Annotated in this window: 15 protein-coding genes, 1 tRNA gene and 1 pseudogene; 12 read left to right on the forward strand and 5 right to left on the reverse strand. The window is 45.5% G+C overall.

All coding sequences use genetic code 11. The features are described 5' to 3' along the window. Positions 1 to 10 precede the first annotated feature (10 nt). Entirely contained in the window at positions 11 to 616 is a 606-nt protein-coding gene (locus NQ565_RS04060; protein WP_005656061.1) for a ribonuclease HII, read from the forward strand. Here NQ565_RS04060 and NQ565_RS04065 read toward each other — a convergent pair. Beyond that, on the reverse strand, positions 611 to 982 hold the full coding sequence (locus NQ565_RS04065; RefSeq protein WP_005656063.1) for a helix-turn-helix domain-containing protein: 372 nt from the start codon (positions 980 to 982) through the stop codon (positions 611 to 613). The genes NQ565_RS04060 and NQ565_RS04065 overlap by 6 nt on opposite strands. Positions 983 to 1284: 302 nt before the next feature. Between NQ565_RS04065 and NQ565_RS04070 the strand changes: the two genes are divergently transcribed. The 8 genes from NQ565_RS04070 to NQ565_RS04105 all read left to right on the forward strand — a co-directional run bounded on the left by NQ565_RS04070 (position 1285) and on the right by NQ565_RS04105 (position 9257). After that, a complete protein-coding gene (locus NQ565_RS04070; RefSeq protein WP_005656065.1) occupies positions 1285 to 1983 on the forward strand; it encodes a hypothetical protein in 699 nt (232 codons plus the stop codon). 21 nt (positions 1984 to 2004) lie between these two features. Beyond that, positions 2005 to 2892, forward strand: a complete 888-nt coding sequence (locus tag NQ565_RS04075; RefSeq protein WP_005656067.1) for a hypothetical protein — start codon at positions 2005 to 2007, stop codon at positions 2890 to 2892. A 3-nt stretch (positions 2893 to 2895) separates the two neighbouring features. Further along, positions 2896 to 3372: a hypothetical protein gene (locus NQ565_RS04080; RefSeq protein ID WP_005656068.1), complete on the forward strand. Its 477-nt coding sequence runs from the start codon at positions 2896 to 2898 to the stop codon at positions 3370 to 3372. 15 nt (positions 3373 to 3387) lie between these two features. Continuing rightward, positions 3388 to 4296, forward strand: coding sequence for a DUF6175 family protein (locus NQ565_RS04085; protein ID WP_117899463.1), 909 nt, complete (start codon positions 3388 to 3390; stop codon positions 4294 to 4296). 76 nt (positions 4297 to 4372) lie between these two features. Then, complete coding sequence (locus NQ565_RS04090; RefSeq protein ID WP_005656071.1) at positions 4373 to 5518, forward strand: inner membrane complex domain-containing protein; 1146 nt, start codon at positions 4373 to 4375, stop codon at positions 5516 to 5518. A 15-nt stretch (positions 5519 to 5533) separates the two neighbouring features. Then, positions 5534 to 6835, forward strand: a complete 1302-nt coding sequence (locus NQ565_RS04095) for a hypothetical protein (protein WP_005656073.1) — start codon at positions 5534 to 5536, stop codon at positions 6833 to 6835. A gap of 31 nt (positions 6836 to 6866) precedes the next feature. Then, positions 6867 to 7496, forward strand: a complete 630-nt coding sequence (locus NQ565_RS04100) for a hypothetical protein (RefSeq protein ID WP_040316048.1) — start codon at positions 6867 to 6869, stop codon at positions 7494 to 7496. Between the two features lie 81 nt (positions 7497 to 7577). After that, positions 7578 to 9257 carry a hypothetical protein gene (locus NQ565_RS04105; RefSeq protein WP_005656076.1) on the forward strand — a complete coding sequence of 560 codons (1680 nt, stop codon included), beginning with the start codon at positions 7578 to 7580 and terminating at the stop codon, positions 9255 to 9257. Positions 9258 to 9279: 22 nt separating this feature from the next. On the opposite strand, the gene NQ565_RS04110 is transcribed toward NQ565_RS04105, so the two are convergent. After that, complete coding sequence (locus NQ565_RS04110; protein ID WP_034535864.1) at positions 9280 to 10206, reverse strand: magnesium transporter CorA family protein; 927 nt, start codon at positions 10204 to 10206, stop codon at positions 9280 to 9282. 353 nt (positions 10207 to 10559) lie between these two features. Here NQ565_RS04110 and gpmI point away from each other — a divergent pair, with 353 nt between their 5' ends. The 3 genes and pseudogenes from gpmI (at position 10560) to NQ565_RS04125 (ending at position 12870) form a co-directional block, all read left to right on the forward strand. Continuing rightward, the gene (gpmI, locus tag NQ565_RS04115; protein WP_040315966.1) at positions 10560 to 12077 is read left to right on the forward strand and encodes a 2,3-bisphosphoglycerate-independent phosphoglycerate mutase; all 1518 of its coding nucleotides are present in this window, start codon (positions 10560 to 10562) and stop codon (positions 12075 to 12077) included. A gap of 24 nt (positions 12078 to 12101) precedes the next feature. Further along, positions 12102 to 12209, forward strand: a pseudogene (locus tag NQ565_RS04120) (four helix bundle protein); the annotation flags it as partial. Between the two features lie 79 nt (positions 12210 to 12288). Next, entirely contained in the window at positions 12289 to 12870 is a 582-nt protein-coding gene (locus NQ565_RS04125) for a DUF3109 family protein (protein ID WP_005656080.1), read from the forward strand. Between the two features lie 156 nt (positions 12871 to 13026). Here the strand turns inward: NQ565_RS04125 and gyrB are convergent, their stop codons facing one another. The 3 genes from gyrB to NQ565_RS04140 all read right to left on the reverse strand — a co-directional run bounded on the left by gyrB (position 13027) and on the right by NQ565_RS04140 (position 15564). Further along, the gene (gene gyrB / locus NQ565_RS04130) at positions 13027 to 14988 is read right to left on the reverse strand and encodes a DNA topoisomerase (ATP-hydrolyzing) subunit B (protein WP_005656081.1); all 1962 of its coding nucleotides are present in this window, start codon (positions 14986 to 14988) and stop codon (positions 13027 to 13029) included. Between the two features lie 210 nt (positions 14989 to 15198). Continuing rightward, entirely contained in the window at positions 15199 to 15453 is a 255-nt protein-coding gene (rpsT, locus tag NQ565_RS04135) for a 30S ribosomal protein S20 (RefSeq protein ID WP_005656082.1), read from the reverse strand. Between the two features lie 39 nt (positions 15454 to 15492). After that, positions 15493 to 15564 (reverse strand) — tRNA-Glu (locus NQ565_RS04140). Positions 15565 to 15763 lie beyond the last annotated feature (199 nt).

Consider the following 15763-nt stretch of genomic DNA (forward strand, 5'->3'; position numbering starts at 1 on the left):
GTAGTGATGTATGCTGTTACCTTATTTAAATAAAGAACTGATAGAAGCGGGATGTGACGAAGCGGGGCGCGGCTGCCTTGCCGGTGCTGTCTATGCCGCAGCCGTTATTCTTCCCAAAGATTTCAAGAACGAACTGCTGAACGATTCCAAGCAACTGACCGAAAAACAGCGGTATGCCCTGCGCGAAGTCATTGAGAAAGAAGCGTTGGCATGGGCGGTGGGGATTGTTTCTCCCGGGGAAATAGATAAGATAAATATCCTCAATGCTTCTTTTCTTGCCATGCACCGTGCTGTTGACCGGTTGCAGCTACGTCCGCAACATTTGCTTATCGACGGCAATCGTTTCAAGAAATATCGGGACATTCCGCATACCACCGTTGTGAAAGGCGACGGCAAATACCTTTCCATTGCAGCTGCTTCCATTCTTGCCAAGACCTATCGCGACGATTATATGAACCGGCTGCACGAAGAGTTCCCTTATTACGACTGGAATCATAATAAGGGATATCCCACAAAGAAGCACCGTGCGGCTATTGCCGAACGGGGAACCACTCCTTATCACCGCATGACGTTCAATTTGCTGGGTGGCGGGCAGTTGGAGCTTCCTTTCCTATAATCTTTGTTCCAATAAGTCTATCCGTTTGGATAGCAGGTCGATGATTCTGGTGTTGGCCTTGATGAGTTCACGGAGGTCATTCAGGTCATATGCGCTGTCATTGTTGCTGTTGTTTTTGCAACTGTTGTCTGTATTCGGATTCATGCTTTTGTCTATGTAGCTGAATAGACTTAACGCAGAGATACCCAGTACCTTTGCGATTTTGTCTAATCTTGTCAGTGTTAAATCCGTTTCACCATATTCAATTTTACAGTAGGCACTTGTAGAAAGATTTAGTTTTTCGCTCATTTGTTCTTGTGTCAGGTTCTTCTCCAAGCGTAGCAGCTGCAGTTGTTGTCCTGCGATTTTCTTTAGTTTTGTGTTCATTCTGATAGTATTTTGGTTAATAGTAGGTGTTTATTGGGTAAATATAATAAAATTAGTGTACATACGCAATATTAAAATGCGCTTATCTTTGTTAACGAAAAAAAAAGTTATCTGAGACGGATTGATAAGATGTGATATCATGATTAAGCAGATTGGAAACTGACTGTGAAGCGTATTTTCAGATTTAGTAAAAAGCTGTTCACAACTATCAATATTTTTTAGGCGAAAAGGGAGATTTACACATTTATTATAAACCCTGGAGCAGAAGTACTATTTCTGTTTCACATTAAAAATTACAGGTTATGAAGAAATATTTATTGGTTTTATTGGGTCTGCTTGTTTTGACTACCACTACTTACTCTCAGGAATTAACGGAGAAAGAGAAAGCAAGACAAGAAAAAGAAGCACGAAAACAAGCAAAAGAGAATGCCAAGAAAGAAGCTAAATTGAAGAAAGCAGCCAAGAAGGATGCTAAAATAGCTGATTTGCGTGCAGATTATGAAGAATTTTTGGCAGAGTGGGAGCCTATCGAAGCCAATATAGGCATTGCGGAAGTTGATACATTTTTTATACACACGAATGAATTGTTTGCTTTGCTGCAACGGGTAGAAGAGAATACCGCTTTTATAGAGATGGTTCCCGAACCTTATTTTGACGAAGAAATGGGAGTGACGGATACGATTTGGAATGCCAAAAACAAGAATACAAACGAACCCATTGCCAAGAATGATGCGCTGAAAGTATATAGTATCGCTACTCTGAATCTTACAGAGGCTGCTGCCCGTGGAGTCTCCCTTACTGCTGAAAGCGTATCGGCACTGGCATCTCTGACTTCGGACCCATTGAAAGCATTGACAATCGGAAAGAAAGTGAAACAGGCAACAAAAGCTATTAAGATGTCTGTAAATGTAATTCCATTGATTCAGCGTAATATCAAAGAGAACACGGAGAAACTGAAGTATAAGAAAGCCAACGAGGGGCAGGAAGTGAAAGAAGAATAGTTGTAAACAAGGGACAGCACGATGAAAAAGATATATTTATTGTTTGTAATGCTTACTCTTGCTTTGGGTGTTTTTGCCCAAAGTAAGGGTAAGAACGCAATGACCTTACGTCTTGTAGATATAAAGGTTACGGACGGCACTTTGGTGAATATTGCCAAAGAGCAGGAGGCCAAAGGTAATACCAAACCTATGGATATGATTCGTATCTATGAGGGGAATGTACGTGCCAAGCTGGATGAAGTGGCAAAGGCGAGCGGGCGTTTTGAGATATCCGATGAAAACGCATTGGAAGCCCTCACACGGGATGCAGAGGCCAGTCTGTTTATGAAGATGTCCAGAGCGGAAAAGATAGAGTACGTATCTTCCAAGCAGAATGACTATACGCTTTCCTGTGATATAAACAGTTGCCAGTTCACCCGCAGGGCAGGTGGAGCAGGTTATTCCTGTGTACTTCGCCTGAAAGTAAGCATCAGTGATGCGCGCGATTCTACGGCGGCAGCATTGATTTCGCGTGAGTTTATCAGCGATATCAAGAAAACCGCTATCCGTCCCAACCGGGACGCCGCTTGTCAGGAAGCTCTGGCTACTTTAACGGAGCCTTTGACGGACTTCTTTTTGAATAATATCCCGGTATACGGGCTTCTCGGCTACGAAGGAGATGAATATGTCATTACCTGCGGCGAGAGCCTGAATATAAGAAAAGGAGATCAGTTCCAGGTTTCTTTGATAAAATATAGTGGTGGGGAGCGTCAGAGCGAAGTGGTTGGTGCTGTAAAGGTACAAGACTTGCGCGCTTCTACATCTGCGGTTTCTTTCACCGAGGGTAAAGACCGTATAATAGAATTGATACCTACATTGGATGCCAACAGTTTCCTGCAATGTAGACTGTTACTTTTAAAATCCCGTTGATATATGAAGAAGATATTGATTTTTTCTTTTTTCTGTTTACTGTGCTTCACGACTTCTTTTGCCCAAAAGGTAAAACCGGTGAATTATGGTGGATCGGTTAATTTAATGGAAGTAAGGGGACGTGGAGGAGATGCCGTCGTGGTACTCCGTACGTTGGGATATGGCAAGAATGATGCTTTGGCGCAGGAGGATGCGGAAGTGCGTGTAATCCGTGCTTTGCTTTATTCGGGTTTTTCCAAGGATTATCCGGCTGTGATTTCGATGACGGAGTCGGAGGCGGAAGCGAAGAGCCAGGGCAAGTTGCTTGCTTTTTTTGAGAACAAGGAGTATAAGGATTGTATAAGTTCGGTGAAGCCCATGGGAAAACTGGACAAAGTGAAAGGTGAGAAAGTAAAGAAGAAGCCTTTTGATATTGCAGTCAACTATTATGTTTTGAAGAATAAGATAGCGAATATGAACTTCGATTCGTTCGGTTTTTGATTAATATAGATGATTATGAGAATAGTTGTTTCTTTTTTAAGTCTGTTCCTACCTCTTTATCTGTTAGCCCAAAACGGTCAGGCGAGACAGCCGAATGTAATGGTGGTTCCGTTTGTAGAACCCGGAGAAGGAGAGAACGACCGGATAAAAGATGCGGTTCTGAATGATGAAGCTGTGCCGTTGGCTCTTTCCAAGATAAAGGAAGAGTTTAATTTGCGTAATTTCAAGACGATTGACTTTATGACGGAGTTCCAGCGGGTGCAGAACCGTGCTTATGCGGCCTCTGCATTGAATGCCAAATCTACCGGATTGCAGGCGTATGTGGATGGCGCACGGGCGGATATATATGTGACGGTGAAAATTTCCAAAGAAGATTTCGCCGGAGGAGCTTCCAATGTCACTCTTTTGATGGAGGCTAAAGAGCGTGAGACCGGTTTTTCGTTGGCAAACGCCAGTATTGTGAGCGACCGTTTCCGTGCGTCTAAAAAAGAGCTGACCGAATATGCCTTGGAAGGCATCTCTGAGAATTTCTTCAACCAGTTGAAACAGGCATTCCGTGATATGGTAACCAATGGCCGGGAAGTGAACATAACCCTCAATGTCGATGAAAACTGCGACTTTGATATGGAAAACGATGTTGTCGGCACAAGAGATATGACGTTGAGTGATGAACTTGACGAGTGGGTGCTTGAAAATGCTTTCAAAGGCAACGGTGAAGTCCGTTCGGGAGGCAACGGTCTGAATGTCTATATGCGTGTGCCGGTATATGACCCTGATACGGGAAGACCGCGTTCCATAAAGTCGGAAACGGGCAAGCTGAGAAGGTTTGCATCGGGATTGTTGAAAGACAAAGGCTATACGGTTAGCGAGAAGGCCGCTTCCGGACAGTACATACAGCTTTTAATTCAGAATTCCAGGGAATAACATTGGACTGGGTGTCCGGCAGGTGTTTTTATGGATAAGATACACAGCCGGACATCTGTCTTTTAATAATTATGATATGAAGAAATTCTTATTTCTATTGATTGCAGGATTTTGTACCGTTCAGCTTTCGGGACAGACAATCAACTTCTCCGTACAACCGTTGTCCGGGGAAAGCGAGTTGTCCGCAGCATCGCAAGAAATGCTTCAAAACAAGTTGAGACAAATTATCACCCGAAACAGTGCGGGAGCGGCAAACGACTATAATGTCTTTGTCATAGAACCGGTAATAACGGTTTTAGACAAGCAGTCCACTTCGGGATTGATGCGTAATACCACGCTTGTAAAGGGAGAATTGACGCTGGTTGCCAAGAACAGGATAGACGGCAGCATGTATCACAGTGCCGTTGTGTCTGTGTCCGGGCAGGCTGCAGAAGGTGCCGACCCCTATAAAGCCATGATTTCCGCTCTGCGTACAACCGATCCGGTTTACACCCGTTTTATCCGTATTGCCCGGCAGAAGATACAGGATTATTATGCTGCTAATTGCGCCACTATTCTTCAGAAAGCACAAAGCCTTTACAATTTGAAGAAATACCCGGAGGCATTGAGTTATCTTTCTGCCGTGTCGGAGAGTGTGCCTTGTTATGAGCAGGCTTCCGTGCTCCAGACGGAGTTGGCGCAGTATGTGCCCGATGTACAGCCGGATACGGTGATTATACAGAAAGTGATAGAGAAACCTGTTGAAGTGGAGAAAATAGTGGAGGTTGAAAAGATAGTGGAAAAGCCGGTTGTGGTTGAGAAGGTAGTCGAGAAACCTGTGATTGTTGAGAAAGTGGTCGAAAAGCCCGTTGCGCAGGAAACTCCGGCAGCCCGCTGCGAAATTACCCTTTCCACAAACAGGCTGCAGTTCAAGGTTTTGAAGTGCACAGGTAATGCTACCCAGCAGCGTATCACGATTTTGGCGGAAATGACCAATGTGGACACAGGTCGTAATACGGATGAGTTCTTGCGATTTACTTCCGCCTTTACGGACAGTGGTACGGAATGCAAGAACTTCGAGATACAGAACGGGGCATGGATGAAGATGCCGCCCCGTGTAACGGTACGGCGGGAATTTTATGTAACGAACGTATTCGATAGATTCTCCCTTTTTTCTTATATAGAGTTGTTGGTAGCGGATACAAAAGTATACATTCGTAACCTGCCGGTTCAATGGCAATAAAAAGATAAAAAGCGTATGAAACGATTGATATGGATGATTTTCATCACATTGCTGGCTGCGGGTGTCGCAGCCCAGACCAAAGTGGTGGAAAGGAGTGCAAAGAAAGTTCCGGGCTGGCTGAATACGGCGGTGGAAGATTATCTGGTAGTGTCGGTTACGGCCGGTTCGTTGGCAGAGGGGCAGACGAAAGCGTTGACCGAGATAACCGAACGTATCATTCAGTCGGTAGCCAGCAATGTAACGGTGTCCAAGAAGAATACTCTTTCGGAAGTCAATGTGAATGGAAACATAGAATCTTCGGATGCTTTTACGCAGATATCCAGGATAAAGTCTGCCAATCTTCCTTTTCTGAAAGGGATTTCCCTTTCCAATGTCGAAGAAATCTATTGGGAGAAAGTCCAGGACAAAGCCACGAAAAAAGAACATTATAATTATTCGGTAAAGTATCCTTTTTCGCGTTTGGAGCAAAGGAAACTGACTGCGGAATTTGAAGCATTGGATGCCGGGCAGGTGGCCCGGTATGAAGCGTTGGAGCAGAAGATAGGGGCAATCGAATCTGCCGATGAGATAAGCCGTGCCATAACGGAACTGAATACCTTGTCCGAGTACTTCTTCGATGATGTACGTTTGAGCCGGGTAAAGGGGCTGACTGCCCGTTACAGGCAGTTGTACGATGCGCTTACACTGACGGGCACTTTCCTTGAAAGCGGAAAGTATCAGTGCCAGCTTCTGTTGGATGGTAATCCTATAAAAGTGGCGGCCAAACCCAAAGTTACGTCCAACTGCGCCGGTCAAATCAGCGTCCGTCCTGCCGACGGAATGTTCGTCATTACGTACAGTGCGGAAGACTGTCTGCCGGAAGAAGAGAACTTCCTGAACATCTCACTGACAGTCGGCGGCAAACGTTTGCAGCATAAAGCTTTCCTGAACGAGGCAGGAACGGGAAGCATGGCTTTCTCCGTCGTACCGGAAGGGAAACTGGTGCTGACGGCCGATTCCGTGGCGGACAGAAAGATATTCAATATCAATATCCGTCTGACATTGAACAACAGGGGAGGCACTCCTTTCGGGTTGAAGGCGTTGGAACTTCATGTTCCTGAAATATCCGCTCCTATTATATTCGATGATATAGATGGCGTTTATAAAACCAAAGGCATCATACAGATAAAGGCATTGGCAGAGGGTGAATTTACGGTTGGAGAGAAAAAGAAGTCGCTTTTCTCCTTTGTGCAGGGTGCCATAACATTCGTCAATCCGCAAACGGGTGCCGTAGAGCGCTCCCAGTTGTCTTTACCTTATGTCACAAACTGGGAATGAGTATATTATTAACAATAAAAAAGAAATGATTATGAAAAGAAGTTTTGCGTTTTTTGCGCTTGTCTGCGCTATATTGTTCGGTTGTGCGGCAACTGCTGGTGCACAGTCCAAAGCTCTGAAAAAGGATGTCAAGAAAAGGGTGAAAGAGTTGACCAAAGAGGGATGGAAGCCATTGGCAAGTTCTTCTACACTGGAGTATGCTTTTTCCAAGTACCGCACGTATCTGGAGGAAGATCCGGAAAACCGCATCGAGCTGGTAGGTATTGCCATCGGCAAGAATGTAAAAATAGGCAGAGAGAATGCCATAATGAACGGCATTACCAGTTATGCTTCCAGAGCCAAAGCACAGGTTGTAGGCAAGATGAAAGGGTTGATGTCTTCCGAGGCGTCTTCTACTCCGGAAGAGGAGATTGACAAGTTCGGCGCGGCTTATGAATCGGGTGTCAATACAAAGATTGCCGGTCTTGTGAAGCAGCACCTTGTATTGGTGAAAGAAAACAAGGACGGCAGCAAGGAATTCAATGTATATATGTCTATCGATGAGGCCAAAGCAAAGAAAGCCAGGGAAGAGGCTGCGTTGGCGGCTAAAAAACAGGTGGCTTTGGGCGTACTCTCCCAGCAAGTGGAGGAGTTTATCGGCGAACCGGTAGAGGCTGAGTAATCTATATGGATTTATAAAGGTTGTTCCTGTGGCACAGTGCTCCGGGTGCAACCTTTTTCGGTTATTTAAAACGATGCGATCATGAAGAAAACGATATCTTTTATTGCAGGGCTTTTATTGGCTCTTACGGGAATGGCTCAGGAGAACAAGGGCGGCATATCCGGTTTTATGAAAGAGGAGCTGGAAGACTTCGATAAATTTATGGATGATGCCGATAAAGACTTCATCAACTTCATGCGTGAGCCCTGGAAGGAGTTTGAAGCGGAGAAGCCGGTTTTGAAGCGGGTGAAGCCCGAACCGGTGAAGCCGGTTGTATACGATGAAAAGACTGCGCCGAAGAGTGAAAAGCCGGTTTGCCTGACGATTGAGGAAATACTCGATATGACAACTTCGGAAGGGAAACAGAAGCCGGTAGTACAGCTTAATGAGGTGGACAGAATTGTCTTTGACAAGCCCGAAGTGATAGTTCGGAAGAAGAAAGACCCGAAAGTCATCATTATCGAAGAGAAAGCTGCGGACAAGCCGGCGGTGCAGCCGGAAAAGAAACCGGTGGTCGAGGTTGTCGAGGCCGAACCGGAAGCAGAACCTGCTCCTGTTGTTGAAGCAGACCGACGTCCGGAGCTGGCGGCAGAACCCCGGTTACCGGTCTCCTCAACTCCAACGTCCCCATTGTACAGGGGCGAATCGGGACGCAGCAAGATAGCGTATGGCGGTCTGGCTTTTTATTTGAATAACAGCCTGAACCGTAAATGCAGCCTGAACGGACTTAATGAGAATGCCATTGCGGATGCCTACGAGGCTTTATGCAACTCCGATTACAAGCCGTTATTGGCAGATTGTGCGCAGATACGGAAAGATTTGCGGCTGAACGATTGGGGAGTTTTTACATTGGTGAGGCAGGTAGCCGATACTTATTGCGGTACGGCCAATGAAAGCATTGTAATGCAACAGTTCCTGCTCAATGAAATGGGTTACAAGGCACGTATGGCAAGAAAAGCCACGGAAGATAAAATGATGTTGTTCGTTGCTACGGATTGTTCTATCTATGCGCATCCTTATATAACCTTAAACGGTCAGAACTACTATAATCTCAGCGGCAATAATGAACAATGCCAGTTTTACATGTGTCAGAAAGACTCTCCCAAGGCAAAGAACAGTGTAGGAATGCAATTGAAAGAGGCTCCGTTGTTTCCGGGTACAGTCGTCAGCTCCACTCACCAGGCAAAGGGAAGCGCTGCCAGGGTAACGGTGGATGTTCCGAAGGCTTTGATGGATTTCTATAAAGATTATCCCCAGTGCGATTACAGCGTCTACTTCAATGCTCCGGTCAATGTTGCCATGGAAAACCGGATATTATCTTCATTGGCTCCTTTGGTGCAGGGGCGGAATGAGGCGGATGCGGCAAACATTCTGATAAATTTCGTGCAGACCGCTTTCCAATATCAGACAGATAGCCAACAGTTCGGATACGAGAAGCCGTTCTTTGTCGAAGAACTGTTCTACTATCCCTATTCCGATTGCGAGGACCGTGCGATGCTGTTCTCTTATCTGGTGCGGAAACTCTTGGGGCTTGATGTCGTATTGCTGGATTACCCGGAACACATCGCCACTGCTGTCCGCTTCAATGGCAATGTTTCCGGTGATTATCTCATGGTGAACGGTCGGAAATATATAGTTTGCGACCCCACTTATATCGGTGCTTCTATCGGTATGACAATGCCCAGGTATAAAACGGTGTCTGCAAAGGTGTTGAAATACTGATGTCTGTAGCGTACACGTATTTTCAGAACCATTTGATCTTTCTGAACCATATAAAGGTCACGGCCGATAATATTGCGGACAGCAACACAATGAACACAAACGCATGTGGAAATCCTTCCAGATGTATATCCACGTTCATACCATAGAAACTGGCTATCAACGTAGGTATCATCAGGGTAATGGAAAGGCTTGTCATGCGTTTCATGATAGCATTCACGTTGTTGGAAATGATGGAAGCGAAAGCGTCCATTGTCCCTGTAAGGATGTCGCTGTAGATGTTTACCGTGTTGTACGCCTGTTTCAGTTCGATAACAACATCCTCCAGCAGTTCCAAATCAAGATAGTCCGTGTCTTGGAAGATGTTTTTCAACCGTCCTATCATGACTTCGTTGCCGCGGATGGAAGTGTTGAAGTACACCAGTGTTTTTTGCAGTTTCATCAGCTGGAGAAGGTCTTCGTTACGGATGCTCTTTTCCAGTTCCTTTTCGGCGGTGGCCACATCGTTATTGATTTGTTTCAGATATTTCAGGAACCATACGGCGGAGGAGTATATGATTCGTAAAATCAGTGTCAGCTTATTGTTGACAACAATCCCTTTGCGGCGGGTATGCTGTATGAAGTCCGGTATCAGTTCGGTGTGATGATAACATACGGAAACGATGATATCGTTGTTTGTAATGATGCCGATGGGCACAGTGATAAACGGGATGCCGTGCTGGTTGCTCTGCATCGGAATGCGCAGAATGGTCAGCAGCCAGTTGCCTTCGGTCTCCGTACGCGGACGTTCGTCCGTATCGGCTATGTCTTCAAGGAATGATTCGGGAACTTTCAGTTCTTGGGTAAGGAATTGGAAATCGTTGTCGTCCGGGCACTCCACGTTTACCCAGCAGTTAGGTTTCCATTCGGCTTTTTCTACGAAGCCGTTTTCGCTGTAGAGATACTTTCTCATTGTTTTGCCTCCTTTCTTTAGTCCGAACAGAGGCATTGCGACCAACGTCTCCGCTCGCTTTAATTGTAAACACTATTGCACGTTCGTGGGTTTGAATCGTCCATAATTTCAGTTGATTTTATTTAAAAGCCATGCAAAAGTATGAAAATCATATTGGATTTCATGCGTTGGCATGGCTTTTTTAGGATTTCTTGTTGTTTATGGAAAGCGCTCCTTTGTGCAAATGTTATTTTTACTTTCCGAATGACATAGTTTGGCTGCTATTTTGTACCTTTGCAATTGGAAAAACGGATTGTAAATCAATTCCCTTCTTCCATATAAGTAGAGATTGTACAATTAAAAAACTAATAATTATGAGCAAGAAAGCCCTTTTAATGATTCTTGATGGCTGGGGTATCGGCGATCAAGGTAAAGATGATGTGATTTTCAATACGCCTACTCCCTATTGGGACAGCCTGTTGGCCACTTATCCGCACTCGGAGTTGCAGGCAAGCGGCGAGAATGTCGGTTTGCCCGACGGACAGATGGGTAACTCGGAAGTAGGTCACCTCAATATCGGTGCAGGGCGCATCGTATACCAGGACTTGGTAAAGATTAACCGTGCTTGTGCCGACGGCAGCATCCTGAAGAACAAGGAAATCGTTTCCGCTTTCTCTTACGCGAAGGAGCACGGTAAGAACATCCATTTTATGGGACTCACCAGCAATGGCGGTGTACACAGTTCTTTCGACCATCTGTTCAAGCTTTGCGATATTTCAAAGGAATACGGCATCGAGAATACATTTATCCACTGCTTTATGGACGGTCGCGACACCGACCCGAAGAGCGGTAAAGGTTTCATCGAGCAGTTGACGGCACATTGCGAAAAGTCAGCCGGTAAGATTGCTTCCATCGTAGGCCGTTTCTATGCCATGGACCGCGACAAACGTTGGGAACGTGTGAAAGTGGCTTATGACCTGTTGGTAAACGGAGAAGGTAAGGTTGCTTCCGACATGGCCCAGGCCATGCAGGAGTCTTACGATGAGGGCGTAACCGATGAGTTCATCAAACCGATTGTAAACGCGAACTTCGACGGTACTATCAAGGAAGGTGACGTAGTTATCTTCTTCAACTATCGTAACGACCGTGCCAAGGAACTGACTATCGTGCTTACTCAGCAGGATATGCCCGAGCAGGGAATGCACACTATTCCCGGTTTGCAGTATTATTGCATGACTCCGTACGATGCTTCCTTCAAGGGTGTGCACATTCTCTTCGATAAGGAAAACGTACAGAATACCTTGGGCGAATACCTGGCAGCCAACGGCAAGACCCAGCTCCATATTGCCGAAACGGAGAAGTACGCCCACGTGACATTCTTCTTCAACGGCGGTCGCGAAACTCCGTACGATGCGGAAGAACGTATCCTTGTTCCGTCTCCGAAGGTGGCTACGTATGACCTGAAACCGGAAATGAGCGCTTACGAAGTAAAAGATAAACTGGTTGAGGCCATCAATACCAAGAAGTTCGATTTCATCGTAGTGAATTATGCGAACGGCGATATGGTGGGTCACACCGGTATTTACGAAGCCATTGAGAAAGCCGTAAAAGCTATCGACGAATGCGTGAAAGATACGGTGGAAGCTGCCAAAGCCAACGATTACGAGGTAATCATCATTGCCGACCACGGTAATGCCGACCATGCCCTGAACGAGGATGGTACGCCGAATACGGCCCACTCTTTGAATCCCGTTCCGTTTGTTTATGTCACGGCCAATAAGAATGCTAAGGTAGAGAACGGTGTATTGGCGGATGTAGCTCCTTCCATCCTGCATATTCTGGGTATGAAGCAACCTGCTGAAATGACTGGTAAAGACTTGATTATAAGTTGATAATTGAGAATTAAAAATTAAGAAATGATAGCAAGGGATAATGTTATCCATGCTAAGTCGTATGCGTTTGCTATTCGAATAGTAAACGCATACAAGTTTTTAGCGGATTCTCAGAAAGAATTCATATTGTCTTAGAAGAAGCGGATGAAACAATCTTTAAACAGGTGAACATTTATTTTTTAATGCTCAATTTTTAATTTTCAATTTACTAATGTTACAGATAGATGATGTTGTAGTTTCTTTTGATGTACTGCGCGAGAAGTTCCTTTGCAATCTGGATGCTTGCAAAGGAGAATGTTGCATTGAAGGGGATGCCGGTGCTCCGGTGGAATTTGAGGAGGTAGAGAAACTGGAAGAGGTACTGCCTGTGATTTGGGATGAACTTTCTCCGGAAGCGCGTGCCGTGATAGATGCACAAGGAGTGGTGTACACGGATGAAGAGGGCGATTTGGTAACGTCTATCGTTAATAACAAGGACTGTGTATTTACTTGCTATGACGGGAAAGGCTGTTGCTATTGTGCCATAGAAAAAGCGTATAGAGAAGGTAAGACGGACTTTTACAAACCCGTTTCCTGCCATCTTTATCCTATCCGCATAGGCGATTACGGGCCTTATAAGGCGGTGAACTATCACCGTTGGGATGTTTGTAAGGCGGCTGTCCTGTTGGGGCGGAAAGAGGATGTGCCGGTATATAAGTTCTTAAAGGAACCTTTGATACGTAAATTCGGCGAAGATTGGTATGCCGAGCTGGAACTGGCTGCCGAAGAGATGAAGAAGCAGGGAATGATATAAGAAAAGCTCCGGTCAACAGGTATTTCCTGTCCGTCCGGAGCTTCTTCGTTGTAAGATGTGAGGTTGGTAAATAAAAAATTGAGGATTGAGAATTAAGAATTAAAATGATAGCATGTCTATTTTTCAATTCTTAATTCTCAATTTTTAATTTCCTGATTATGCGTCAATATTTGCATAGGTTGCGTTCTTTTCGATGAAATCGCGGCGCGGGCCTACGTCTTCACCCATCAGCATGGAGAAGGTATAGTCAGCTTCGGCAGCATTCTCAAGATGCACTTGCTTCAGCATGCGGTTTTCCGGATTCATGGTTGTCTCCCACAATTGTTCCGGATTCATTTCACCCAAACCTTTGTAGCGCTGGGTGTGGACTGCATTTTCCGAACCGCCGCCGTAAGTATCGATAAACTTCTGGCGCTGTTGGTCTGTCCAGCAGTATTCTTTCACCTTGCCTTTGGTGCAGAGATAGAGCGGGGGAGTGGCAATGTACAGATACCCTTGCTGTATCACCTGCGGGAAATAGCGGAAGAAGAGCGTCATGATCAGCGTGTCGATGTGAGAACCATCGACGTCGGCATCGGTCATGATGATTACTTTCTTGTAACGCAACTTGTCTATATTGGCTTCCTTGCTGTCCTCTCCGTCTACACCGAAGCGGATGCCCAAAGCCTGAATGATATTGTTTACTTCATCGCTTTCGAATGCTTTGTGCCACATGGCCTTCTCTACATTCAGAATCTTACCGCGAAGCGGCAGGATAGCTTGGAAAGTACGGTTACGTCCTTGTTTGGCAGAACCGCCTGCAGAGTCACCCTCGACAAGGAACAATTCGCATTCTTCCGGGTCTTTGCTGGAGCAGTCGGCCAGTTTGCCCGGCATGCCGCCACCGGACATCGGTGACTTGCGTTGTACGGACTCGCGCGCCTTGCGTGCAGCCACGCGTGCCTGTGCTGCCAATATCACCTTGTCTACAATCATTTTGGCCTCTTTGGGATGCTCTTCCAGGTAATAGGAGAGTGCTTCGCCTACAGCCTGGTCCACAGCTCCCATAACCTCGTTGTTACCGAGCTTTGTCTTGGTCTGTCCTTCAAACTGCGGTTCGGCCACCTTGATGGAGATAACTGCGGTCAGACCTTCGCGGAAGTCATCGCCGGAAATCTCTACTTTTGCCTTTTCCAGCATCTTGTTGTCTTCGGCATATTTCTTCAAGGTACGGGTCAGCGCACGGCGGAAGCCGGCCAGGTGCGTACCGCCTTCGATGGTATTGATATTGTTTACATAAGAGTGGATATTCTCGTTGTAGGAAGTATTGTACATGATGGCTACTTCTACCGGAGTACCTTGCTTTTCGGTGTTGATGTAGATGACATCGTTCACCAGATGTTCGCGGGAAGAATCTATATAGCGCACAAACTCCTTCAAGCCCTCTACGGAATAGAAAACTTCTTGCTTGTAGCTTCCGTCTTCTTCTTTTACGCGGAGGTCGGTCAGCGTAATTTTGATGCCGGCGTTCAGGTAGGCCAGCTCGCGCATGCGGGTTGCCAGAATATCGTAACTGTAGACCGTTTCAGTAAAGATTGTAGCATCCGGCCAGAACTGCTGGCGCGTACCGGTGATTGCGGTAGTGCCGACTTCCTTTACCGAATATAGCGGATGGCCGCATTCGTATTCTTGCTGGTAGATTTTTCCGTTGCGGAAAACCTGCGTCGTCATGTGCGTGGACAATGCGTTTACACAAGATACGCCGACGCCGTGCAAACCACCGGAAACTTTGTAGGAACCCTTGTCGAATTTACCGCCGGCATGCAGCACGGTCATGACAACTTCGAGAGCGGATTTCTGTTCTTTTTCGTGAAAGTCTACCGGAATACCGCGTCCGTTGTCTTGTACGGTGATAGAGTTATCTTCGTTGATGGTAACCTCGATGTGGTCGCAATAACCGGCGAGAGCTTCGTCGATGGAGTTGTCTACAACCTCGTAAACCAAGTGATGGAGTCCCTTGGAACTAATGTCGCCGATGTACATGGCAGGACGCTTACGTACAGCCTCTAAACCTTCCAGTACCTGGATGTTACTGGCCGAGTAATTGCTTTCGCCGTTTATCTTTTCTTCTTCAGTCATAATCTAATTTCTCTTATTGTAATAACAAAGCAAAAATAGTGAAAATCCTTGATATATCATGCCGGCGGCTTGATAAATTTGGGCTGTTTACAGCTTTTTAGCACCGTGAGGATTTGTTTGTTTTGAGGGTATTGTCCGGAAATGATACAAACGCAGAAAAGTCCGAACTAAAAAGTCCGGACTCCCATATCTTTTGTGTAACTTATCAGCTTAACCGAGTTTGTTGATATAAACTGCCAACTTTGACTTCAGATTGTTAGCCTTGTTCTTGTGGATTACGTTAGTCTTAGCCAACTTATCCAACATCTTTGTGATACCAGGATACATTGCTGTTGCTTCAGCTTTATCTGTAGTAGCACGAAGCTTACGAACAGCATTTCTCATGGTCTTGCCATAATATCTGTTGTGAAGTCTTCTTGTCTCTTCTTGTCTGATTCTTTTCAGTGATGATTTGTGATTTGCCATCTCGACTAATCTTTTTTAATTCGTTTATCTTTTTAATTGTAGCCCGTGGGGGAATCGAACCCCCCTTTCAAGAATGAAAATCTTGCGTCCTAACCGATAGACGAACGGGCCATCCTTGTTGAGCGTTTCCGCTCTTTGCAATCGTTTTTCCTTTCGTTTGCGGTTGCAAAGGTAGAAACTATTTTTGAATTGGCAAACATTTCTGATAAAAAATTTGCAGAATTTCTTCTGTGTTTCCTCTTGTATATGGTTTTATCTATTGATAATCAGATGTATAATGATGCTTTAAATTTTCTGTATTTGCTTCATT

Source organism: Bacteroides stercoris ATCC 43183, assembly GCF_025147325.1.
Taxonomy (GTDB): domain Bacteria; phylum Bacteroidota; class Bacteroidia; order Bacteroidales; family Bacteroidaceae; genus Bacteroides; species Bacteroides stercoris.

Bases quoted from the DNA above. Each gene is read 5' to 3' on its own strand.
- NQ565_RS04060 (WP_005656061.1), top strand. From the start codon at position 11: ATGCTGTTACCTTATTTAAATAAAGAACTGATAGAAGCGGGATGTGAC.
- NQ565_RS04065 (WP_005656063.1), bottom strand. From the start codon at position 982: ATGAACACAAAACTAAAGAAAATCGCAGGACAACAACTGCAGCTGCTA.
- NQ565_RS04070 (WP_005656065.1), top strand. From the start codon at position 1,285: ATGAAGAAATATTTATTGGTTTTATTGGGTCTGCTTGTTTTGACTACC.
- NQ565_RS04075 (WP_005656067.1), top strand. From the start codon at position 2,005: ATGAAAAAGATATATTTATTGTTTGTAATGCTTACTCTTGCTTTGGGT.
- NQ565_RS04080 (WP_005656068.1), top strand. From the start codon at position 2,896: ATGAAGAAGATATTGATTTTTTCTTTTTTCTGTTTACTGTGCTTCACG.
- NQ565_RS04085 (WP_117899463.1), top strand. From the start codon at position 3,388: ATGAGAATAGTTGTTTCTTTTTTAAGTCTGTTCCTACCTCTTTATCTG.
- NQ565_RS04090 (WP_005656071.1), top strand. From the start codon at position 4,373: ATGAAGAAATTCTTATTTCTATTGATTGCAGGATTTTGTACCGTTCAG.
- NQ565_RS04095 (WP_005656073.1), top strand. From the start codon at position 5,534: ATGAAACGATTGATATGGATGATTTTCATCACATTGCTGGCTGCGGGT.
- NQ565_RS04100 (WP_040316048.1), top strand. From the start codon at position 6,867: ATGAAAAGAAGTTTTGCGTTTTTTGCGCTTGTCTGCGCTATATTGTTC.
- NQ565_RS04105 (WP_005656076.1), top strand. From the start codon at position 7,578: ATGAAGAAAACGATATCTTTTATTGCAGGGCTTTTATTGGCTCTTACG.
- NQ565_RS04110 (WP_034535864.1), bottom strand. From the start codon at position 10,206: ATGAGAAAGTATCTCTACAGCGAAAACGGCTTCGTAGAAAAAGCCGAA.
- gpmI (WP_040315966.1), top strand. From the start codon at position 10,560: ATGAGCAAGAAAGCCCTTTTAATGATTCTTGATGGCTGGGGTATCGGC.
- NQ565_RS04125 (WP_005656080.1), top strand. From the start codon at position 12,289: ATGTTACAGATAGATGATGTTGTAGTTTCTTTTGATGTACTGCGCGAG.
- gyrB (WP_005656081.1), bottom strand. From the start codon at position 14,988: ATGACTGAAGAAGAAAAGATAAACGGCGAAAGCAATTACTCGGCCAGT.
- rpsT (WP_005656082.1), bottom strand. From the start codon at position 15,453: ATGGCAAATCACAAATCATCACTGAAAAGAATCAGACAAGAAGAGACA.